A 21831-nucleotide genomic window follows, 5' to 3' on the forward strand; every position below is an offset into this window, starting at 1 on the left:
CTGAGGCAAGAGGAAGGTTCCATGACCGAAGCCTATATCTACGACGCGATTCGTACGCCCCGAGGCCGGGGCAAGAAGGACGGCTCGCTGCATACCGTGAAGCCGATCACCCTGGTTGTTGGCTTGATTAACGAACTGAAGGCCCGCTTCCCGAACATGGACCCGGCGATGATCGATGACATCGTCATGGGTATCGTGTCCCCGCTGGGCGATCAGGGCGGTGTGCTGCCCAAGATTGCGGCCCTGGCTGCCGGTCTGCCGGAAACCGTATCCGGTTTGCAGATCAACCGTTTCTGCGCCTCTGGTCTGGAAGCGGTCAATCTGGGTGCCATGAAAGTGCGCTCCGGTTTCGAAGACCTGGTACTGGCCGGCGGTGTAGAAGTCATGAGCCGTGTTCCCATGGGCTCTGACGGTACGCCCTGGGCGCTGGACCCGGAAACCAACTACGACACGGGCTTTATCCCGCAGGGCATCGGTGCTGACCTGATCGCGACCGTGGAAGGTTTCACCCGTAAGGACGTGGATGAGTACGCCGCCAATTCGCAGGCCCGTGCAGCCAACGCCTGGGACAAGGGTTACTTCGCCAAGTCCGTGGTGCCGGTTAAAGACATGAACGGCCTGGTGGTTCTGGACCGTGACGAGCACGTTCGCGCCGGCACCACTGCCGAAGCGCTGGGTAACCTGAACCCGTCTTTCGCCATGATGGGCGAAATGGGCGGTTTCGATGCTGTGGCACTGCAGAAGTACCACTGGCTGGAAGAGATCAACCACGTTCACACCCCGGGTAACTCCTCCGGCATCGTGGACGGTGCAACCCTGTTGCTGATGGGCAACAAGGACGCCGGTGACAAGATTGGTGCCAAGCCCCGTGGCCGCATCGTCGCCACCGCCGTGAGTGGTGCGGATCCGACCATCATGCTGACTGGCCCGGCACCGGCGGCCCGCAAAGCCCTGGCCAAGGCCGGCATGACCGCCGACCAAATCGACCTGTGGGAAATCAACGAAGCATTCGCTTCCGTGGCCATGCGCTTCATGAAAGACATGGGCATCAGCTATGACATCACCAACGTGAACGGTGGTGCCATCGCCATGGGCCACCCGCTGGGCGCCACCGGTGCCATGATCGTCGGCACTGTGCTGGACGAGCTTGAGCGTCGCGACCAGAAATTCGGCCTCTGTACCCTGTGTGTGGGTGCAGGTATGGGTATCGCCACCATTGTTGAGCGCCTGTAAGCGGCCACCGGAATTGGAGATATTGAAATGACTGAATCGACTATTCGCTGGGAAAAGGGCGCGGATAACATTGTTACCCTGACCCTGGACGATCCGCAGCAGTCTGCGAATACCATGAATGACCGTTACACCAAGTCCATGCACGACACGGTGGAGCGTCTGGAAAAAGAAAAAGCCGACATTGCTGGCGTTATCATCACGTCTGCCAAGAAAACCTTCTTCGCCGGTGGCGACCTGCGTGACCTGATCAAGGTCAAGCCGGAAAATGCCCAGGAAATGGCGGATGGCGGCAAGTTGCTCAAAGGCGATCTGCGCAAGCTGGAGACCCTGGGTATTCCGGTGGTGTGTGCCCTCAACGGCACCGCGCTGGGTGGTGGTCTGGAAATTGCCCTGTCCTGTCATCGCCGTGTTGCCCTGAACAACCCGAAAGCCCAGTTTGGTCTGCCGGAAGTGTCGCTGGGCCTGCTGCCGGGCGCCGGTGGTATCGTGCGTACCGTGCGTATGCTGGGTATCCAGAACGCGCTGATGAACGTACTGATGCAGGGTCAGCGTATGAAGGTCGACAAGGCCCTCAAGGTTGGCATCATCGATGAAGTGGTCGACTCTGAAGAAGAGATGATCGCCAAGGCCAAGGAATTCATCCTGGCCAACCCGAAGTGCCAGCAGCCCTGGGACGAAAAAGGCTACAAGATCCCTGGCGGTACCCCGTCCACCCCGAAGTTTGCTGCCAACCTGCCGGCCTTCCCGGCTAACCTGCGCAAGCAGCTGAAAGGCGCCAACTACCCGGCACCGAAGAACATCATGGCGGCGGCTGTCGAGTCTGCCCAGGTAGACGTGGACAACGCCTTCAAGATTGAAGAGCGCTACTTCATTGACCTGGTGACCGGTCAGGTTGCCAAGAACATGATCAACGCCTTCTTCTTCAACCTGCAGGCCATCAACGGTGGCGCCAGCCGTCCGAAAGATGTGCCGAAGTTCACCGCCAAGAAAGTCGGTGTACTGGGTGCGGGCATGATGGGTGCCGGTATTGCCTACGTGACCGCCATGACCGGTTCCGAAGTGGTACTGAAAGACATCTCCGTCGAGAATGCCGAGAAGGGCAAGGACTACTCCCGCAAGCTGCTGGACAAGGCCATCTCTCGCGGCAAGATGACCGAAGAGAAGAAAGAGCGGGTGCTGTCCCTGATCACCGCGACTGCCGATGCCAAGGATCTGGAAGGCGTGGACTTCGTTATCGAAGCCGTGTTCGAAAGCACCGAGCTGAAGCACAAGGTATTCCAGGAAATCGAAGACGTGGTACTGCCCGACGCGGTACTGGGTTCCAACACGTCCTCCCTGCCGATCACTGGTCTGGCCAAAGGCGTGAAGAAACAGGATAACTTCATCGGTATCCACTTCTTCAGCCCGGTAGACAAGATGCCGCTGGTGGAAATCATCTGCGGTAAGGACACCTCTCCGGAAGTGCTGGCCAAGACCTACGATTACTGTCTGCAGATCCGCAAGACCCCGATCGTGGTCAACGATGCGCGCGGCTTCTTCACCACCCGTGTCATCGGCACCTTCGCCAACGAAGGTATCGCCATGCTGGGCGAAGGCGTTTCTGCCGCGTCCGTAGAGCAGGCAGCCCAACAGGCTGGCTACCCGGTAGGCACCCTGAAGCTGATCGACGAAATCAACATGGGCACCGCCCTGAAGATTTCCAAGGCAGCGGAAGACGATGCCAAGCGTGACGGCACCCCGCCGCCTCCGCATCACCCGGCTGGCGACGTCATGAAGAAGATGGTTGAAGAGCTGGATCGTCCTGGCAAGCTGCAGGGCAAGGGCTTCTACGACTATCCGGAAGGTGGCAAGGCCAAACTGTGGCCGGGTCTGAAGGATGCCTTCGGTGACTCCACCGAGATTCCGATGGAAGACATGAAAGAGCGTATGCTGTTCATCGAAGCCATGGAAGCGGTGAAGTGCTTCGAAGAGGGCGTTATCGAGTCTGTCGCCGATGCCAACATCGGTTCCATTTTCGGTATCGGCTTCCCGGGCTGGACCGGTGGTGTGATCCAGTACATCAACCAGTATGAGGGTGGTCTGAAGGGCTTCGTTACCCGCGCCCAGGAACTGGCAGCCAAGTACGGTGACCGCTTCAATCCGCCGGCATTGCTGGTCGAGAAAGCCGAGAAGGGCGAGATCTTCGAGTAAGATCTCTCCAGGCATAAAAAACCCGGCTTCGGCCGGGTTTTTTTATGCCTGATTACTGGAGTTACGGCCAGATTCAGGGCAACTGTGTTGGCAAAGTACGGGTGTGCTCAGGCCAGCGCAGAGCTGGCGTGTGGAGAGTCGGGCATCATGCCCTGTAGCCAGCGGCGTAGCTCGCTGGGTTTCAAGGGTTTGGGCAGCAGCATATCGCCACCTGCGTCCAGACATTGCTGGCGGTAGGCATCGCTGCTGTTGCCGGAAATAAACAGAATCGGGATGGCGGGTGACTGGTTGCGTACCTCGCGGGCCACAATAAAGCCGTCCAGAACGGGCAGCTCTACGTCGGCGACCAGCATGTCAATGTCGCGCTGCTGAAACAGGCGCAGGGCTACCTCGCCGTCTGACGCCAGCACATAGTCGTGGCCCATTTCTTCGATGATGCGGCAGATAATCAGGCTGACAGCTTTATTGTCTTCAACAACAAGAATTCGCATACACGATTTGTAGCCCAAGCCCCGGTTCAGCACAAGGGTGAACGCGCTCAGGAACAAGGAATAGTGTGACAAGCTGCGACAAGTGGCACTTTTGGCCCGTCGAATTGATAGAATTGCTCTTATCTGGTCAGATTGGGGCAAAACTGTGTCAATTATCCCCAGTTTCATTATTATTGGCGTTCCACGGGCCCGCCGGCTCATGGCTGCCCGACCAACAATAATGCTGAACGGGCGAAAAGATCAGACGGTGAGAGGATAGCTGATCGATGTACCATCGCAGAACGATCAATATCAATCGAGTGGTCAAACTGCTTCAGGGGGCAGCACGTTCCGGGGCCAGTATTCCTGAACTTCTGGATCAATGTGGCATTCATCGCCAGTTGCTGGAAGACCCGGATGCCACAATTGAGCGTGATACCTTTATCAAGATGATGCTCCTGATCATGGAGCAGACTCAGGATGAGTTCCTGGGTTTTGGCCAGGGGCGCAAGTCCAAGCCAGGTACCTTTTCCATGATGGCCCATGCCGTTATCAACTGCCCGAATCTCGGCGCGGCGGTTGAGCGAGGGCTGCGTTTTTATGACCTGTTCGAACTGAGCTCGTTCCTGAGTCTGGAAACAGGTGACGACACGGCTCGTCTGGTGGTGCGCACCGATCCCCGCCTGGATTTCCGTGAGGTGATCATCGAGGCCTCCCTGTTCATCTGGCTGCGTTTCATGAGCTGGCTGGTGGGCAAGGCCATCGAGCCCCAGGAAGTGAAACTGGACTACTCGGACAGCAAAAATGATGAGGAACACCGCTTCCTCTTTGACTGCCCGATCGTCTACGGTTCCGATGAGAATGCGGTGAGCTTCAAGGCCGAGTTTCTGGAATTGCCGCTGGTACAGAACGAGCTGTCGCTGTCCAAGTTTCTCAAGGACTCGTTGGCACAGCTGTTTGACGGCAACATCCACAATGTGGGTCTGCCGGCCCAGATTCGCGCCATCATCTCCAATGAATACGGTAACAGCTTCCCGGATTTCACCGAGATCTGCGGCAAGCTGAACATGACGCCACAGACCCTGCGTCGTCGTCTCAAGGAAGCCAATACCAGCTATCAGGAAATCAAGGACTCCATCCGCAAGGATGCCTCCGTGTACTACCTGTCCAAGCCGGAACTCAGCATCGATGAAATCGCCTTGCTGATGGGCTTCAGCGAAGCCAGCTCCTTCCATCGTGCCTTCAAGAAGTGGACAGGGAAGACCCCGTCCAGCTTCCGCAAGGAGCACTTCGGCGTGACGCAGTAGCCTCTACCAGGACCCGAAATGATCGAAAACGACGCCACCACGGCGCGCCTGCTGGTGACCTGCCCGGACAAGCCGGGCATCATCAGTGCGGTAAGCACCTTTCTGTTCAACCACGGTGCCAACATCACCGATTTCGACCAGCATTCCAGTGATGCCCATGGCGGCACGTTTTTCCTGCGTCTGGAATTCCAGACGCCGGATCTGGACTGTTCCCGTGATGCGTTGAGAAACAACTTCGCCGCCCGGGTGGCGGAACCCTACGGTATGCAGTGGCAGATCAGCTACGCCAGCGAGAAGAAGCGCATGGCGGTGCTGGTATCCCGTCATGATCACGTTCTCATGGATCTGCTGTGGCGAACCTCCCGTGGAGACCTGCCGGCCACCATTCCAATGGTGATCAGTAATCATGATGACCTGCGTGATGAAGTCGAGCGGTTCGGTATCGAATATCACCATATTCCGGTGACGGCAGATAATAAGGCGGAAGCGGAAGCCGAAGCGCTGCGGTTGCTGGAGGGCAGGGTGGATGTGGTGGTGCTGGCTCGCTACATGCAGATTCTCAGCCCGGATTTCGTGTCCCATTACCCCCATCGGGTCATTAATATTCACCATTCCTTCCTGCCGGCCTTTGTCGGGGCCAATCCCTATCAGCAGGCCCACGACAAGGGTGTGAAGCTGATCGGTGCGACCAGTCACTACGTGACCGCAGATCTGGATCAGGGGCCGATTATCGAGCAGAACGTGCAGCGGGTCAGCCATCGCCACTCTGCAGCAGAACTCAAGTCGCTTGGCCAGGATGTGGAACGTCAGGTGATGCTGCGGGCGGTGCGTTGGCACCTTGAAGACCGGGTCATCGTCGACGGCAACAAGACCGTGGTATTCGTTAAATAGCCTTCTGACAGGCCGCTGAAGCCTTGCAGGCAAAGCTTCAGCGCGGCAGTAGGGGCAAGGCTCAGTTAGTGAATCGCAGCCCGATACCGAGGGTGCCGTAGGTTTCGGATTCCAGGCTGGTGTACTGGTACTCGGCGGTGAGTGAGAGTTTCTCCAGCAGTGGTACGGCTACCCCGGCGGTAACAAAGGGCGCGATGCCGCTTTGGCTGTCACTTTCCGGGGCATCGTTAACAGTGTCTACTGTTGCGCCGCCGCCATCGAGCAATACCCGACGCTGATCGTCTTCCACCTTGAAATCGTAAAGATAGGCGCCGCCTTTGACGTAGAGCCAGTAAGGGCTTTGCCAAACCGCAGCGAGAGTGAAGCCGTTCAGTTTTAGCGAAGTTTCTTCTTCAACCCGAACACTGCTGGCGCCAGCTCCCTGCTCTGAGGTAGTGGGGGGGCGGGTAAACATACTGTCTTCCCGCAACTCGCTCTGGTTGACAAAACCTGCCTCCAGCCCGAACCGACTGTTTTTTCCCAGCTCTACGCTGTTCAGCCACATGCCAATATTGATGTTCAGTCCGTCTGCGGTGTCAAAGCCATAGGGATCCATATCCGCCCGGATCATCTGGGCTTCGGCGTAGAAATCCACGTCCGGCGGTGCCAGCTCTTCTTCGGCGTGCAGGGGGGCAATCAGGGCGCCGGTCAGCGCCACGGTCAGCGGGAGTGTTGTTTTCATTATTGATCCAGCCGTTGTGATAAGGACAATGTCCCTCATTGTAACCAGCGCGAGGCAGACATGCACAGCGACTTCCTGAATTCCGGTGACGAAACCCTGTTGGGGCTATGCCGCCCGGGCTTTGAGGCGGATCTTGCCGCCGAACTCAATTTCCATGCCGCCGACAACATGGTGGCGGGCTACCCGCGCGCGACCGCCCATAGCGGCTATGTGCTGTGGCACAGCCAGCAGGGCAGTATGGCTGCCGTGATGGAGAGTGGCTTGATCTTTGCCCGCAGCCTGAGTCTGGCAATAGGGCAGTTTGCCGATATTGGTGATGATCGAATCAGCGCGCTGTGGCCCTTGCTGGAGGAAGCCGCTCCGTTTTGCGAGGTTTATCTCGACCATCCGGACACCAATGAGGGCCGCGAGCTTCAGCGTTTTCTCAAGGGGTTCCGCAAGGCCCTGGAGCCGCGCTTGCGCAAGGCGGGTCTGTTGCGCAAGAACGCAGGGCAGCGGGTTCACCTGTTCTTCAGTGATTCACATAACGGCTGGGTTTCAACCAGTCCGGCCGCGATTCCGCTGGCGGAGGGGGGCGTGCGGCGTCTGAAGTTGCCGTCAGAAGCCCCAAGCCGGTCTGCGTTGAAGGTGGAAGAGGCCCTGTTGCGGTTCTTTGGTTCCACCGAGGCACTGACCGCCCGGACGGCGGTGGACCTCGGGGCGGCCCCGGGGGGCTGGAGCTGGCAGCTGGCACGGCGGGGGATAAAGGTGCAGGCAGTCGATCACGGCAAGCTCAATGCCCAATTACTGGATGAGTACCCGGTGGAACACATCTATGGGGATGCCTTTACCTGGCGCCCGCGCTCCCCGGTGGATCTGGTGGTCTGCGATGTGGTGGACAAACCTGCCCGGACCCTCCAACAGATGGAAAAATGGCTGGTGCAAGGGTGGAGTCGCGCCGCTTTGTTCAATCTGAAATTGCCGATGAAACGCCGTTTTCAGGAAGTCTGGCAGCTGTTGGAAAAATTGTCGGCGTCGATGGAAAAGCACCCGGAGCGGGGGCAGGTGGAGATCAAGGCTGCACATCTGTATTACGACCGGGAAGAGATTACGGTCTGGGCCGCATTCCACCGGGATTACTGACGATGACTGTGACGCGCCCGGCGAAGGGGTTCTTTCTGACGTTGGCGGCGTTGTACTTCGCCCAGGCTTTGCCCGTCAGCATGCTGGGCAAAGCCATGCCGGCACTAGCCAGAGAGGCGGGATTGTCGACCCAGTGGATAGGCTTTCTCGCCTTGCCTGCGATTCCCTGGGCATTGAAATTCATTTGGGCCCCCTGGGTAGACCGTTGGGGAAGCGGGCGACCCAATCATCGCAAGCGATGGGTGCAAGTCTGCCTGCTGGCTGTGATTGCCGTATTGGGCGTAGTGGCCATGTTCCCGCGAGAATGGTTGCTGGGGCCGGGCTTTGTGGTGTTGCTCGGGCTGCTTTTCCTGCTCAACTTTTTCAGCGCTACCCAGGACATTGCCACGGATGGTCTTGCCACCCGCTTGCTGACGCCGGAATGGCGGGGGCTGGGCAACAGCATCCAGGTGAATGGTTACAAGATCGGCATGATGGCGGGCAGCAGTGCTTTGCTGATTCTGGTTGACCTGTGGGGCTGGCATTCCACCGTGGCGCTGGTGATCGCGGCCATGATGTTGGTGTTGGTCCAGGTCACTCGCTTCCAGGAGCCTGCAGAGCCTGTTAGTCACCAGCAACGGGAGCCGGTGAGTCTGAGTTGGTGGTGGCGGGAGTTGACCCGTTTCTGGCTGCGCCCCGGGCTTTTGTTATGGTTGCTGATTCTGCTGTTTTATAAAGTCGGTGACAGTTTCGGTACCCGAATGATCAATCCCTATCTGGTCGATACTGGCTGGAGCTTATCGGCAATTGGCACGCTGGAACTGTTTGCGTCATTAATGGGACTGGCGGGGGCGGCACTTGCCGGGTTGATTATGGTGCGTGTTCACCGCCGCAGGGTGTTGGTGGCCTTTGCCCTTTTACAGGCATTGTCCTTTGTGGCCTGGGCTTGGCTGGCAAGCGCGGACAACTCAGTACCGGCGACACAGGTGTGGTTGGTGGCCCTGTTTGAACAGTTTGCAGATGGCCTGTCCACAGTGGCTCTATTTGTAGTGATGATGGATTACTGTCGCAGCAGTCATGAGGGAAGCGACTACACCATGCAGGCTTCGGTGAGGCTGTTTGCAGCGGGACTCTTCACTTTGCTAAGCGGCTTTAGTGCGGCCTGGATGGGGTACGCACTGCATTTCCTGCTCGCGGGCTTGCTGTCGGCGGCGATCATTCCCGTCATCCTGATCTGGAAACCGCCGGCGTCTTAACCGGCGCTGGCATCGGGCAACGACAATTCTTGTTGCGTGCTGAAAACCACATCCTTCGCGTTGCCTTCTTCTCGCATGCCAAGCAACAGCGGCAGGGCCCGAAAGACTTGTAGGGTTAAGGTCTTCCCTTCCAGTTGTGCATGGGCCAGTGAGCTGCTTTCGGGGCCGGTGACCGACAGGGCAGGGCCGAGCGGGGTCATGGCAAGTACGCCGTCCAGGGGCGGCAAGGGCATTTCCATGCCTGGACCAAGGGAGACCAGGCCACCGTGGTAGCGCAGCGTCCCTGTGGCCTCTGCGATGGTGTTTTCTCGAATACTGAGGGAAGTGAGGGCCAGGTCCAGATTGCCGTCAGCCTGTCCCTGCGGCAGAAAGTCATTGATGAGATCTACCGGCAGTTGGGCTCGCCAATGCTGTAAGCTCCAGTCGCCCCAGTCAGCACCAATCCAGCCCTCGGCATTGATCTGCCCGGTGTGCAGAGCGAGCTGCACGCCTGGCGTCAGCCATCGCCAATCCATTTCCCAGCGAATCTGTAACGGTTTTCCTTGCCATTCCATATCGCCCTGGCCACGCCACCACAATCCCGACAGCTGCGGTCTCGGCAGGGCATCTTCATTATCAGCGGCATCGAGCAAAGCGCGGGTTACCACCGACGCAGGCATGAGCATGATCATGAAAAAAAGAAAGGCGGTCATAAAGATGGCGGTGAGACCCAGTACTGACCGTAAGGGAGGCATCGGGTTTCTCCCGGTTGTTGTTATTGGACTGCGAGGCTGCGGTAAATACGGAACAGGGGAAAGCAAGATGAAAATAAAATATGAATTTGGTCACGAAAATAAATTCGCTTTTGGTAAAAGGGGACAGGCGTTGAGCCGGTTTTTGTCATTACCGGTCAGGCGGTGGTGGTTCAGTAAAAAGGGTGCCTATGATGAAAGTGCGTGCGAGGGATTGTTGTAAAAACTAATACATAATTATTAGTGGTCGCGATTTTATTAACAACAAAGAATCATTATAAAAATGCATTTTTATTCCGGATTATTCATTTTTAGAGAGTGAGAAACGTTTCCCGGTTTAACGGTATAGATGCGTGGATGATGATCGCCTGACGTGCAGAACGGAATCTGCACATAACACCTAACAAGAAGAATCACAGGGAAGAGGGACTGAGCATGTTCAGGATAAACAGCATGGCCTATGAGGTACCGCTGGTATCGGGCCTGTATGCGCAACGGTTTATCGATTTCATGGAAGCCAGGGGAATCAGCAGAGATGCCTTGCTGGAAGGCACTGAGCTGGATGAGGTTCTTGAGGGCCCAGGTCCACTGTTGTTGTCCATCAATCAGGTCACCCGCATGATGACCTCGGCTCGCCGTTTCCTTGATGATGATATGGCGGCGTTTGAGTTTGGTAAAACGCTGGATCTTCAAGGCCATGGCTTGTTGGGTTTTGCCTTGCTCAAGCAGAAAGACTTCCGCGATCTGGCCAACATGGTGGTGCAATACCTGCGGGTGTCGTTGCCGATACTGGATATGCGTGTGTCGTGTAGTGGCGATGAAATCCGCATCGCCTTGCAGGATGTCTGGGATCTCAAGGAGCTTCGCCCCTTCTTCGTGAATATCTATATGGGCAGCATATACTCGCTTACGTCATTGATATGTCGGAAGTTTCATTTCGAGTTTGATTTTTCTGTCGATCATGAACATGAGATGTGGCAGCGGCTTGCTCCCCAGGCAAGTTTGTCGTTTTCGTCATCGGGTAATCAGGTGGTGGTACCCCTGTCCGGACGCCCGGCAAGGGATGGCAATGATGAGCTGGCATTCTATCTGGCCAGTGCCCGTTCCCGGGATGATGTCAAAGCCGATGAACACATGGAGCTGGTGGCCCGTGTCCGTGAAGAAGTGCTGCGGTATCCGGGGCGAGAGGGCACCCTTGAGCGTGTTGGTGAGCGGCTGGGCATGAGCGCGAGATCGCTTCGCCACCACCTAAAATTAGCCGGGGTGTCATTTCATGATATCCGAAATCAGGTACGCAAAACCTTCGCAACGCGCTATCTCAAGGATACCAATATGCCACTGCACAAGATCGCAGAAGTCCTTGGCTATAGCGATCAAGCCAGCTTTACCAAAGCTTACCGTGGCTGGACCGGTGCAACGCCGGGGGATATACGCCGAGGATTTCTTCAGACTCAGTCCTGACGGTTAGGGTTGCCTCACTGCTATACCCATTAACCACCATGGCGTGGTGTTTTCTCTTGCCATTTTATTGGTTATTAGCGCTTAAACGTCTTCTCTATTATTAGATGAATATACGTTTTCGTATGTGTTTCTCCTGCTGAATGCGTAAAGCATCACAGCTGTCTTTTTTAACAAACTCTGCGTCACTCCTAACAATGCACCTGCTCGGGGCTTGCGAATAATGACTGCCATGTACCCGTGGGAAGGGAAGCGTCTGCCTGTTTTTCCTGCCCATGGAGTTGCGGGTGCATGGTCGCAGGCTGGCAGGGAAGCTGTCGCCATGGCTCTGCGATAACAACACATGAATATTGAGAATAATCAATACGAGGAGTGAGTCATGACCCCCCGAAATATGAATATCGGACCGTTCCAGATGCGGTCACTGGCAGCGGCTGCCGTGCTCGCCGCCAGTGGCGCAGCACAGGCGGTACCTGTCGAAGCCGACATGTACTTCCAGTGTACTTATCCGTTGATTGGTCAGCAGCCGCTGACGGCCAACATCCAGACCGACATGCCGGAAAGCATTGGTGTGGGCGAAGCAACGGGTGCGTTCACCCTGAACATTACCGCCACCGCTGAAGGCAACACCTGGCAAGGGCTTAGCCTGGTAGGTGCCACCACAATCGAAGGGTCTGCAGAGGCGGATTCCACCGTAAGTGGTAATTCACTGAGCTTGCCGCTCACCATTCCGCTGGGTATTCCTGTCACCGACATCGCAGGCGTTTCCGGCCCGTTCGATCTGGTCGCGACCGGTGATACTCCGTCCCTGACCTTCACCGAAAGCAATGTGGGCATGGTGGATATCTTCGTCGAAGAAAACATGTCTCTGGCCATGATCGCGCGCAAGGCTGATGGCACCTATGTTGACTTCGGTTCCGCCTGGCATGATCCCAACAATCCGGAAGTGTTCCTGGTGGATTGTGTAATGGATCAGGCCCGTATGAATGACAACGGCGTGACCAATCTGCTGCACTCATTTGAAGTCGAGACTGTGGCGGTTGAGCAGAACATCGATGTAGATATGGACGAGCTGGACTTCGGCCAGGTGCAGGGTGGTCTGACCGAAATGCAGACGGTGACCATTTCCAATACGGGTGGTCAGCCACTGGGTATCAATGGCGTTTCTATTGCCGGTGCTGATGCCAGCGCCTTCATGCAGACGAACGATTGTACCACTCTGGCGCAGGGCGAAAGCTGCACCGTGGATGTCACCTTCATGCCTACCGGCGAAGGGGCTCGCAGCGCCAACCTGGTAATCGAATCTGATGATCCGGATTCCCCAACCGTGGAAGTCGCCATGAGTGGTCAGAGCGTGCTGGCACCTGAGCCGGCGATGACGGTTGACCCTGAATCGGTTTCTTTTGGTTCAGTAACGGTGGGTACCAGCAAAGACAGCTCTGTCACCATCGGCAACGAAGGCACTGCTGCTCTGACCATCACCAACGTCTCTGTTGGCGGTGCTGACAGCAGCGAGTTCATTCAGAGCAATGATTGTGTGAATGTGGCCCCGGATGCAACCTGTACCGTTTCCCTGACCTTCACCCCTGCCGGCGAAGGCGCCAAGAGCGCTACCCTGAACATCCAGTCCAATGATGCGGCCACCCCGAATCTGGACATTGCGATGACGGGCACCGGCATCTCCAATTCCCAGGAAGGCGTAGAGATGACCTATGCGCTGTCTGGCAGCACCCACATCAAGAAAGCCTACGGCGATGTCAGCCTGAGTGGCACCATTGATGCGCTTCTGGATTTGGCCAGCGGTGACTTCACTGCGGACCTGGCTCTGGATCCTTCCAGTGGTAGCTTCCGTATCCTCTACGGCTGGAAACTGGTGACTGCGGATGCCGACATCGAGTTCGAGCCGGTAGGTGAAACCACAGGTAACATCGGTGCAGGCAATGTGCTGACTGCTGAAACCCAGATGTACATCAAACTGCCGAAAGTCAAAATGAAGTTCTTCGGTATTTCACTGCCGGTAGGGGGTGGTGATGAGTGTCGTACCTCTGAGCCGGTATCCATCCAGCTGGCCAGCCCGGAAGGCGAATCCTTCGATCCGCTGGGTGCGGGTGGCAACCTGGTAGGTACCTACGATCTGCCGGGCCTGGAAAACTGTGGTGGTCTGACTGACCTGCTGAACGTCTTCATGGCGGGTAGCGGTAACACCATCGAGCTGTCCCTGGATCCGCAACTGTAATGTTCTGGCGGTGCTCTGCTTCGGCAGGGCGCCGCTCAGCACTACAGTTGTTTCGGTCTTGCTGTGCCCATCCGGGCACAGCTTCTATCTGACCTGAATGGTTGCCCAAAGCCGGGCGGTTGATGCCGGTTTTGGGCAACCATTAGTGATGGACAAAGCTTATGTCTCTTGTACATGTTGGGCCGGTGGCGACGACGGCGTTGCTGATGCTGTTGTCGGCATCGTCGGCGGCGGCCCCGGTCTCTGCCACGCTGAATTACACCTGTGTTTTTCCCCTCATCGAAGAGCAGCCCCTCAGCGTCGACATCACGTCTGAGATGCCGGACAGTCTTGCGGTTGGGCAACCCTCAGGGAGCTTCCAGATCGATGGAACCGCGACTGTTTCTGCCGAATCCTGGAATGGTCTGGATTTTGTGGGCAGCGATACGTTGTCCGGACAAGTGGATGCCCATGCCTCTGTCACTGGTAACGGACTGTCGTTACCCCTTGTGATTCCAATGGAGATCGCTGCACAGCCAATGCCTGATGAGCAGGGCGCCTTCTCTATTGTCGCTTCAGGTGAGACACCGTCCCTGACGTTCACGTCCGACAATCAAGGGGCGGTAGAAATACGGGTAGGGAACCTGGTGCTGAACCTCACTCCCCGTGACGATAATGCTAATCCGACAGGACTCGGTGATTTTCAGAGTGAATGTGTGCCGGTCACGGGTGGGGAGACTCTGCTACACACCATCACGGTGTCTGGCGATGACGCAGGTTCTACTACGTTTGGGGTAACGGGTGATGCTGTTCTGAAAGGAAAGGCGAATTGGCCCTTGGTGGGAGAGCTGGCCGTGGAAACTTCGGGTAGTAGTGTTTCGGGGAGCATGGGGCTCGAGACGTCTGCGCTGTCACTGGATATCCCGGGGCTGTTCAAAACGTTCTCTCTGGATGCGCAGGCAACGCTTGAGCCTCTTTCTTCCGTATCGGGAGAGTTGATTGATGGCGAGTTGGTACTGTCTCTTCAGGCCCGGATCCGGCTTGCCGATATTCGCCTTAAATTGTTCGGTGTGCCGATCGCCGTCTACAACGGTGAGCAATGTGTCAGCTCACAGGCAATGTCGCTATCAGCAGTGACGCCTTCCGGGCAGCATTTTGATGTTACGACCGGGGGGCAGGTGACGGGTGAGTACTCTGTGCCAGCGTTTGAAAATTGCGGGGTCATGACAGGGCTGGTCAATCTGTATCTGGCGGGGGCGGGCAGCAGCTTGTCCCTGCAGCTGGCACCGCTATAACAAAAGGGCGACAGGATGAAACGAAGAAACCGTAATCTCATCAGACTCCCGGACATCATGACGGGGCTGGTGGCGACGATATCATTCGGGTTGTTGTCGTTGGCGTCGGCAAGCCATGCCGATGACAGCTTTTATCAACCTCCATCGCCTTTTCCTGCCGGCTTGCCAGGGGATATCGTGTCCTGGCGCGAAGCGAAGGCAGGACCACCCCGTGCCCGTGAACTGGCCCATGCCTGGCAGGTGATGTACTTGTCCACCGACGGGTTGGGAAACCCGGATGTGGTAACCGGCACGGTACTGGTTCCAAAAGGTCATGACCCGGCGACCTTGCCAGTGATTGGCATGGCGCCGGGTACGGCAGGGCCGGCTTTCCGGTGTGCGCCCTCGCGGATGATCGACAAAGGTGCCTTCTATGAACAGCCGGCCATCAACGACATGCTCGAGCGAGGCTATGCCGTCGCGGTGACGGACTATGTTGGCTATCACCCGGAACCTGAGACGACTTACATTATCGGGAAGTCCATGGGGGCGGCCTTGCTGGATGTGGTCCGTGCCGCTCAGCGACTGCCAGAAAGTGGATTGTCTTCGTCTTCGGCGGTGATGTTGCGGGGGTATTCCCAAGGTGGTGGGGCGACGCTGTGGGCGGGTGAAATGCATTCTGCCTATGCCCCCGAATTGGACTTGCGAGGCCTGGCCGCCGGAGGCGTACCCGCAAACCTGGCCCAGGTGGCGCTGCCTTTGAATGGGCAAGCGGGTTTCGGGGTGTTGTTGTATGCGTTACTGGGGCAAGACAACCTGTACCCGGAACTGTCTTTGACTCCGTACCTGAATGCTCAGGGGCAACAGGCCGTTACGGAGATGGTCAGCGATATGTGTGTACTGGAATTACTGCAGGATTTTCAGGGCGTTTCCCTGGCCGATGTGACCGACGTCAACCCGTTAACCGGGCCGCGCTTGCAACGCATTGCCGAGAATGAGCTGGGCAAGGGCACGCAGTCGGTGCCTGTGTACCAGTACCATGAGGAGCAGGATGGTTTGGTCGCGTTTTCCCAGGCGCGTGATCTTAAAAACCTGTATTGCAGCAAGGGGGTAAACGTTCAGTGGCAACCGGTGGATACGCAAGGCAGCAGCGGAGTCGTGCGGCACATCAATCTGGCCTACCGGGGAAACAGCGGGGTCAATGTGTTCATCGATGAGGTGCTACAGGGACAGACGCCGTTATCCAATTGCGACGGGGGTTGAGGCGGCGAGATTGTGGGGGGCTGCGAAATCATGGCCAGCCAGTATAATGGCGGCCTGTTTTCGCAACCGGAGCCCCGTTCCATGGACGCCCAACACCACCTTGATGCCACTGGTCTGCTGTGTCCGGAACCGGTCATGATGCTCCACAACAAGGTTCGCGACATGGCCCCGGGCGAACTCCTGGAAGTCCGCGCCACAGACCCCTCCACCGAGCGAGATATCCCCAAGTTCTGCCAATTCCTAGGTCACACCCTGGAGAAACAGCAGGTTGAGGGGGAGGTGTATTGGTATTGGATCAGGAAGAAGCAGTGAACAGTTAACAGTGAATAGTTAACAGCGATGCGCGGTTAGCGCATTCAGGCTTTTTAACGTACGAGGCCGCGCCCAAGAGTTGGGCGCGGCCTCGTTGCTTACAAATCAAGCAAGCGTTGCTCGCGCAACAGTTCACTACCCTTACCGCTCTGTCGCCAACATCGCCACCGCAGCCAGCGCTTCCGGGTCCCGTTCTTTGAGTTTGTTGGCGATACCGTGCTGGAAGAAGTAGCGGAAGTGGTCTTTCTCCTGAGCAGAGGTGAGACATTGGGCGCCGGGGAGCACCGGGGTCTGTACCGGGTCGTTTTCTTCCGCAACCATGGCCGACAGGGTGCCATCCGCGTGCAGGCGCCAGCTGACCACTTCCATCAGGCTGATGGTGTGGAACTCATCGGCTGAGAATACGGCGTGAGTGCCGATGGTGTCCGGGATTTCCTGAACAGAGTGCTGCCCGGGTTGGGGTTTGCCAAAGAAGCGAACGGCGGCATCCAGCTCTTGCACTTTATGTTCCGGGGCATCCACGAACAGGTAGTCACTGCCTGGCAGGCGGTATCCTTCCCAGCGACCGTTTAACGGGTCGGCCAATGCCATTGCGGTAACGGGGCTTTTCAGCCAGGGGACCATGGCAACAGTGTCGCCATTGGCCAATCGGGCCCAGGCCAGAATCTTCAGCGAGAACAGGGTGTCAGGATGGCTGTCATTGGCGTATAGCAACTCAATGCCATCGTATTCCGGTGACAGGCGAAGTATAGGGGGCTGGGCCGCTTTGCGACGTGGAGAGAAAGGAACAACGTTGCTGTTCCCGCCAGGGTGTTGCCGGTGAGCCGAAGTCATGGGCACCTCCCGGTACGTGTCCTAGAGGGTCGCCAATGTTGTTACACCCGGCAGGGTGCTGGCACGATCACATGCCATGGCGACCGTTGGTTCACGTTAGCCTGTCAGACGCAGGCATGCAAGTTGTCGCGCAAGCGTCATGAGCGGTGGCGCGAATGCCGGACAGATGGCACCCGCAGGAGGTGGGCGACGCGATGGTCTGTGGGACCATCGCGTCAACGGAGCAAGAAACTCAGGCGCTGACGAGAGCCAGTGCGCCACTGGCGATCGGTAGCGCCATGGCAAGACGCCAGGCTAACCGCTGCTGATAGGGCAACAAAAACACCAGAGGCAAACCGGCAAAGGCAAACAGACCGATGGCCATGAACAGAGCCAGACCGGTTGGCCACACCTGCAGTACGCAGACCAGCGACACCGCCAGACAGGCCCAGCCGCTCCAACGGGCCAGCCGGGCTCGCGGCTCTGGCAGTTTGCGATCCAGAATCTGCGGCTGATGACGCTTCATTGCCAATGCCAACAGGGTCATACCGCTGAACGCCAGGCAGACAGCAAATAGCAGGATCATGAGTTTTCTCCCGCAGGCGCGGTTGTGGAAGGCGCGGTACGTTTAGCCGGTTTTTTTCGCGGTGCATGCTTGGCGGGGGCTGGCTTACGTATCAGTCGCCAAAAGGTGTAGCCACCCGCGCCAGCAAAGGCCAGACACACCAGATCGACACTGGCCAGGGCAGGGTGCTGCCACGCCACGGCAGTGAATAGATGGGAATCCGTCGTCAACACATTGATCACCGGCACGGCCAGCCACAATACGGTGCCGAGGGCGACCTGTTCCTGCCAACCGCTCCGGTTGGGGCGTAGCAGGGCATGGATCAGTGCGGCAAGCCATACCAGAAAGAACACCTGTATTTCCTGATCGCCCCGGTTTTCCAGCGTCACAGGCAGCAAACGGTTGCCGATGAAATAGGCGGCAATCGCGATCATCAAGCCAGAGATGGTCGCCATGTTGAGACCCTTCACCAGCTTCAGGGAAGAGCCCGGAACCTGGTCGCGTTTTAGTTGCTGTGTGCGCTTGTTGACCCACAGCAACATGCCAGTGATGGCCATGGCGGAGCCGGCAATGCCGAACAGGAAAAACAGCCAGCGTGTCAGCGGGTCCGCGAAGCGAGCCATGTGCAGGCTGGTGAAGACATTATAGATTCGCCAACTGGGGGAAACGGGATCTTCAGAGGGTAGCAGGGTCTCCTGCAGTTCCCCGTTTACGCCGTTATACACCTGCACCGGATCGCCCCCACGTTGACGCGCGGTAATGGCAGGGTCCCTGTCTACACGCAAGCTGATGACGGCATTATCGCGGTTCGGATTGGTGACGCCGATGCGTGTCACCGGTTTACCGAAATGGGCTTCGGTTTGTGCAATCAGGGGTTTGATGTCGACCATCTCGGCGGGGTTGCCGGGGCGCTGGGCCTCTTCTCCACCACGGGAAAAGACCTCGGAGAAAAAGTCACGCCGGTTTTCCGGATAGGCGGCATCAATTCCCCAGGGCATCAGCATGGTCATGAACAGTAGCAGGCCCGAATAAGTGATCATGAAATGGAAGGGCAAGGCCAGTACGGCCGTGGCATTGTGGGCATCCAGCCACGATCGTTGTCCCTTGCCGGGCCGGAAGGTAAAGAAATCCTTGAAGATCTTCTTGTGGGTAATCACCCCGCTGATGATCGCAATCAGCATGAACATGGTCGCCAGACACACGACCCAGCGGCCGACTTCCCGGGGTACCCCGTGCAGCTGGTAATGGAAGCGATAGAGGAAGTTGCCACCGGCGGTGTCACGCGGTTCGACCACCTGCCCGCTGTCGGCATCCATGGATACGCTTTCACCGCGATTACGGCCGCCCCCTTGTTGTTGGCGCTGCTGCAGCGGTTGCCAGCGTAGCTCGGCGACGGTGTGCCGGGCGGAGGGCAGGCTGATATCCCAGGAACGGGCGTCGCTGGCCTTGTCGTTGAGCACCGCCACTGCCATGTCCAGTGTGTTGGGGGTAAGGGTGGAGTCATGGGTTTCCGGCTCCATCCACAGGGTAATTTCTTCACGGAAGTAGGCACTGGTACCGGTAATAAAAATCGCGACCAGCAGCCAGCCCAGCAACAGTCCGACCCAGGTGTGTAGCCAGGCCATGGATTGGCGGAAGGATCCGTTCATGGTGGGCTCCCGATCAGATACAGGGCGCCAAACACCAGGCTCACTAGTGCAATCCCACCCCAGGCCCGCCAGGCGCTGCGAACAGAAAAAGCCCAGATGGCAGCACAGGCGCATAGCAGGAATGCCACCAGAATGCCGGTAATGACGGCTTCGTTACGGGGCATGGGCAAAATCACGGCCAGGGCCATGGCGCACAATGCGCTCAGGGCATAGCCTCCCAGCGCCGCGGCGAGTGTCCGGGACGTTATCGAGAGTGGAGTCATAAAGCGATACTGCGGCAAGTCAACGAAAAATGAGAATCGTTATTATCCGCGAAAACGTGCAAACAAAATGCACATTTGCTTGAGGCAAGTGTAAAGAATGTCAGTCTGATCAGGCTGCCTGGGCGGACTTGGCGTCAGCTGTAGCGTGAACAAGGGGTTGTTTCATCCGCCAGCGCAGGCGCAAGCCAAGAAGAACCGCCGCCACGGTGAGTCCGGCCACCAGTCCGATCCAGAAACCGGCTGGCCCCATGGCCGGTACCAGCCAGTCGGTCAGCCCCAGGCTGTAGCCCAGCGGCAAGCCAACGCCCCAGTACGCAAACAGGGTCATCAGCATGGGCTTGCCGGTGTCTTCAAATCCGCGCAGGCAGCCGTTGGCACACACCTGCAAGGCATCGGAAATCTGATACAAGGCGGCAAACAAGAGCAGGTAGGAGGCGAGTGCAATCACCTCCGGGTTACTGGTATAGATATGCGGGATCCAGTGGCGAGCAACCACCAGAGCGAGCGCGGCAACGACACCGACAATGACGCTGATCATTAACGCGATCTGCACGGCATTGCTAAGGCTCGCTGTATCTGCACGGCCCCGGGCGTGGCCCACGCGTACTGTGGCCGCCAGCGCAAAGCTGAGCGGCACCATGAAGATCAGGGAGGTGAAATTCAGCGCAATCTGATGGCTGGCGACGGTTTGCGCCCCCAGGCTGCCGATCAACAGCGCAATCACGGCAAAGATGCTGACCTCAAAGAAAATCGACAGGCCCACAGGCAGGCCCAGACGCAGCATGTAGCCCAGACTCGGCATTTCAAAGTGGCGCCGGCGCAGGTTCAGCGGCGCACTCCGGTAAACCGGGTGGCGATGAGTGTAGACCAACATCATCAACGCCATGCACCACATCACCAGCGAAGTGGCCCAACCGCAGCCGACGCCGCCCATGGCCGGGAATCCCAGCTTGCCGTAGATCAGGACGTAGTTGCTGGGGATGTTGATCAGCAAGCCGATCACGCTGAACACTAACACCGGACGGGTGTGATTCATGGCTTCGGTGTAGCTACGCAAGGCCAGCATGATCGCCGCCCCCGGCATGCCCCAGCTCAATGCATCCAGATAGCCGCTGACCATGGGGCGGATGGCAGGATCCACGTCCATCCAGACCATGACCGGCGCCACGCTGCGCAGGATCAGCGCGCATAGCACACCCAGGCCAAGGGCAAGCCAGAGGCCCTGCTGGGCCAGCGGGTTGATACGGTGGTAAGCTTCGCCGCCGAGATGCCGTGACAGAATCGGGGTGGCGCTCATCAGCACGCCGGTCATGAACAGGAACAGGGGCACCCAGATACTGGCGCCCACGGCAACGGCGGCAAGGTCATTGGCGCTGACGCGGCCTGCCATCATGGTGTCAACAAAGCCGTTAGCGGTCTGTGCCAGCTGGCCGCCGAGAATTGGCAGGGCGAGCGTGAGCTGGGCGGCAAATTCCTGACGGCGGGAAGACATAGGCGTGACAAATCGTATGAGTGAGACACAGGGTCGGAGCAAGGCGGCTACCATACCGCAAAGCACAACAAAGGTGCACCGTAGTGCTGACCTTGAGGCCCTTTTTCGCGCGACTTTTTTCCACGACTACGCCACGGTGCTGATAGGGGGCGCGCAGGAGCCGGTGTACCTGCCTGGCAGCCCGCACCGAATCTGCTATACGCAGGATTACTTTCGCAGTGCCTTGCACGAGATTGCCCACTGGTGTGTCGCCGGGGACGCCCGTCGCCAGCTCGAAGATTATGGCTATTGGTATGCGCCGGATGGCCGCAATGCCGAGCAGCAGGCACAGTTCGCCAGCGTGGAAGTGCTCCCCCAGGCCTATGAAGCGCTATTCTGCGCCGCCTGCGGTCACGATTTTCGGGTGTCACTGGATAACCTGAAGGGGGATGGTGGAGATGAGCGGGTCTTCGCCGAACAGGTCTGGGCTCGGGTAGAGGCTCTGCTCAAGCAGGGCGTGCCAGAGCGTGTCGAACGTTGGTGCGTTGCGTTGGCGGGCTTCTACGACCGCCAAGACCTTCCCCTGTCAGATGCCCTGCGACAAACCTTCCTGCTACCGTTGTAGGAGCGGGGGATCCACCGAGATTG

The 21831-nt window shown here is 57.8% G+C and carries 20 protein-coding genes; 12 read left to right on the top strand and 8 right to left on the bottom strand.

The features are described from left to right. Window positions 1-21: 21 nt before the first annotated feature. Both A15D_RS07715 and A15D_RS07720 read left to right on the top strand, forming a co-directional pair. Window positions 22-1233, top strand: coding sequence for an acetyl-CoA C-acetyltransferase (locus A15D_RS07715; protein ID WP_022986727.1), 1212 nt, complete (start codon window positions 22-24; stop codon window positions 1231-1233). Window positions 1234-1260: 27 nt separating this feature from the next. Beyond that, window positions 1261-3423, top strand: a complete 2163-nt coding sequence (locus A15D_RS07720; RefSeq protein ID WP_102791450.1) for a 3-hydroxyacyl-CoA dehydrogenase NAD-binding domain-containing protein — start codon at window positions 1261-1263, stop codon at window positions 3421-3423. Between the two features lie 107 nt (window positions 3424-3530). On the opposite strand, the gene A15D_RS07725 is transcribed toward A15D_RS07720, so the two are convergent. After that, on the bottom strand, window positions 3531-3914 hold the full coding sequence (locus A15D_RS07725; RefSeq protein ID WP_102791489.1) for a response regulator: 384 nt from the start codon (window positions 3912-3914) through the stop codon (window positions 3531-3533). A 266-nt stretch (window positions 3915-4180) separates the two neighbouring features. Between A15D_RS07725 and A15D_RS07730 the strand changes: the two genes are divergently transcribed. Continuing rightward, a complete protein-coding gene (locus A15D_RS07730) occupies window positions 4181-5200 on the top strand; it encodes an AraC family transcriptional regulator (RefSeq protein WP_102791451.1) in 1020 nt (339 codons plus the stop codon). An 18-nt stretch (window positions 5201-5218) separates the two neighbouring features. After that, window positions 5219-6091, top strand: coding sequence for a formyltetrahydrofolate deformylase (purU, locus tag A15D_RS07735; protein WP_102791452.1), 873 nt, complete (start codon window positions 5219-5221; stop codon window positions 6089-6091). A gap of 61 nt (window positions 6092-6152) precedes the next feature. Here purU and A15D_RS07740 read toward each other — a convergent pair whose 3' ends face one another. Then, window positions 6153-6812, bottom strand: coding sequence for an outer membrane beta-barrel protein (locus tag A15D_RS07740; protein ID WP_158245792.1), 660 nt, complete (start codon window positions 6810-6812; stop codon window positions 6153-6155). 60 nt (window positions 6813-6872) lie between these two features. Between A15D_RS07740 and rlmM the strand changes: the two genes are divergently transcribed. Both rlmM and A15D_RS07750 read left to right on the top strand, forming a co-directional pair. Beyond that, window positions 6873-7934: a 23S rRNA (cytidine(2498)-2'-O)-methyltransferase RlmM gene (rlmM, locus tag A15D_RS07745; RefSeq protein ID WP_102791454.1), complete on the top strand. Its 1062-nt coding sequence runs from the start codon at window positions 6873-6875 to the stop codon at window positions 7932-7934. Window positions 7935-7936: 2 nt separating this feature from the next. Then, window positions 7937-9169, top strand: coding sequence for an MFS transporter (locus A15D_RS07750; protein ID WP_102791455.1), 1233 nt, complete (start codon window positions 7937-7939; stop codon window positions 9167-9169). Here the strand turns inward: A15D_RS07750 and gspN are convergent. Continuing rightward, on the bottom strand, window positions 9166-9903 hold the full coding sequence (gene gspN, locus A15D_RS07755; protein WP_102791456.1) for a type II secretion system protein N: 738 nt from the start codon (window positions 9901-9903) through the stop codon (window positions 9166-9168). The two genes, A15D_RS07750 and gspN, sit on opposite strands and share 4 nt — an antisense overlap. A gap of 450 nt (window positions 9904-10353) precedes the next feature. Between gspN and A15D_RS07760 the strand changes: the two genes are divergently transcribed. From A15D_RS07760 to tusA, 5 genes are all read left to right on the top strand, one after another. Further along, window positions 10354-11361 carry an AraC family transcriptional regulator gene (locus A15D_RS07760; RefSeq protein ID WP_233192150.1) on the top strand — a complete coding sequence of 336 codons (1008 nt, stop codon included), beginning with the start codon at window positions 10354-10356 and terminating at the stop codon, window positions 11359-11361. Window positions 11362-11737: 376 nt separating this feature from the next. Beyond that, window positions 11738-13594, top strand: coding sequence for a choice-of-anchor D domain-containing protein (locus tag A15D_RS07765; protein WP_233192152.1), 1857 nt, complete (start codon window positions 11738-11740; stop codon window positions 13592-13594). 161 nt (window positions 13595-13755) lie between these two features. Further along, window positions 13756-14868: a DUF6801 domain-containing protein gene (locus tag A15D_RS07770; protein WP_102791458.1), complete on the top strand. Its 1113-nt coding sequence runs from the start codon at window positions 13756-13758 to the stop codon at window positions 14866-14868. Window positions 14869-14883: 15 nt separating this feature from the next. Then, the gene (locus A15D_RS07775; RefSeq protein ID WP_102791459.1) at window positions 14884-16110 is read left to right on the top strand and encodes a lipase family protein; all 1227 of its coding nucleotides are present in this window, start codon (window positions 14884-14886) and stop codon (window positions 16108-16110) included. Window positions 16111-16191: 81 nt separating this feature from the next. Further along, a complete protein-coding gene (tusA, locus tag A15D_RS07780) occupies window positions 16192-16422 on the top strand; it encodes a sulfurtransferase TusA (RefSeq protein ID WP_031227079.1) in 231 nt (76 codons plus the stop codon). Between the two features lie 141 nt (window positions 16423-16563). On the opposite strand, the gene A15D_RS07785 is transcribed toward tusA, so the two are convergent. The 5 genes from A15D_RS07785 to A15D_RS07805 all read right to left on the bottom strand — a co-directional run bounded on the left by A15D_RS07785 (window position 16564) and on the right by A15D_RS07805 (window position 21204). After that, window positions 16564-17256, bottom strand: a complete 693-nt coding sequence (locus A15D_RS07785) for a hypothetical protein (protein ID WP_022986712.1) — start codon at window positions 17254-17256, stop codon at window positions 16564-16566. Window positions 17257-17488: 232 nt separating this feature from the next. Next, the gene (locus A15D_RS07790) at window positions 17489-17821 is read right to left on the bottom strand and encodes a DUF3325 domain-containing protein (RefSeq protein ID WP_022986711.1); all 333 of its coding nucleotides are present in this window, start codon (window positions 17819-17821) and stop codon (window positions 17489-17491) included. Next, window positions 17818-19449 (bottom strand): PepSY domain-containing protein, encoded by a 1632-nt coding sequence (locus A15D_RS07795; protein ID WP_102791460.1) that lies wholly within the window; start codon window positions 19447-19449, stop codon window positions 17818-17820. Before A15D_RS07795 ends, A15D_RS07790 begins: the two co-directional genes overlap by 4 nt. Then, a complete protein-coding gene (locus A15D_RS07800) occupies window positions 19446-19712 on the bottom strand; it encodes a DUF3649 domain-containing protein (protein WP_102791461.1) in 267 nt (88 codons plus the stop codon). Before A15D_RS07800 ends, A15D_RS07795 begins: the two co-directional genes overlap by 4 nt. 109 nt (window positions 19713-19821) lie before the next feature. Beyond that, complete coding sequence (locus A15D_RS07805) at window positions 19822-21204, bottom strand: MATE family efflux transporter (RefSeq protein WP_022986708.1); 1383 nt, start codon at window positions 21202-21204, stop codon at window positions 19822-19824. Between the two features lie 16 nt (window positions 21205-21220). On the opposite strand from A15D_RS07805, the gene A15D_RS07810 reads away from it, so the two are divergent. Further along, window positions 21221-21808 carry an elongation factor P hydroxylase gene (locus tag A15D_RS07810; RefSeq protein ID WP_102791462.1) on the top strand — a complete coding sequence of 196 codons (588 nt, stop codon included), beginning with the start codon at window positions 21221-21223 and terminating at the stop codon, window positions 21806-21808. The last annotated feature ends 23 nt before the right edge of the window (window positions 21809-21831 follow it).

The organism is Alcanivorax sp. MD8A, from assembly GCF_002888555.1.
Classification (GTDB): Bacteria; Pseudomonadota; Gammaproteobacteria; order Pseudomonadales; family Alcanivoracaceae; genus Alcanivorax.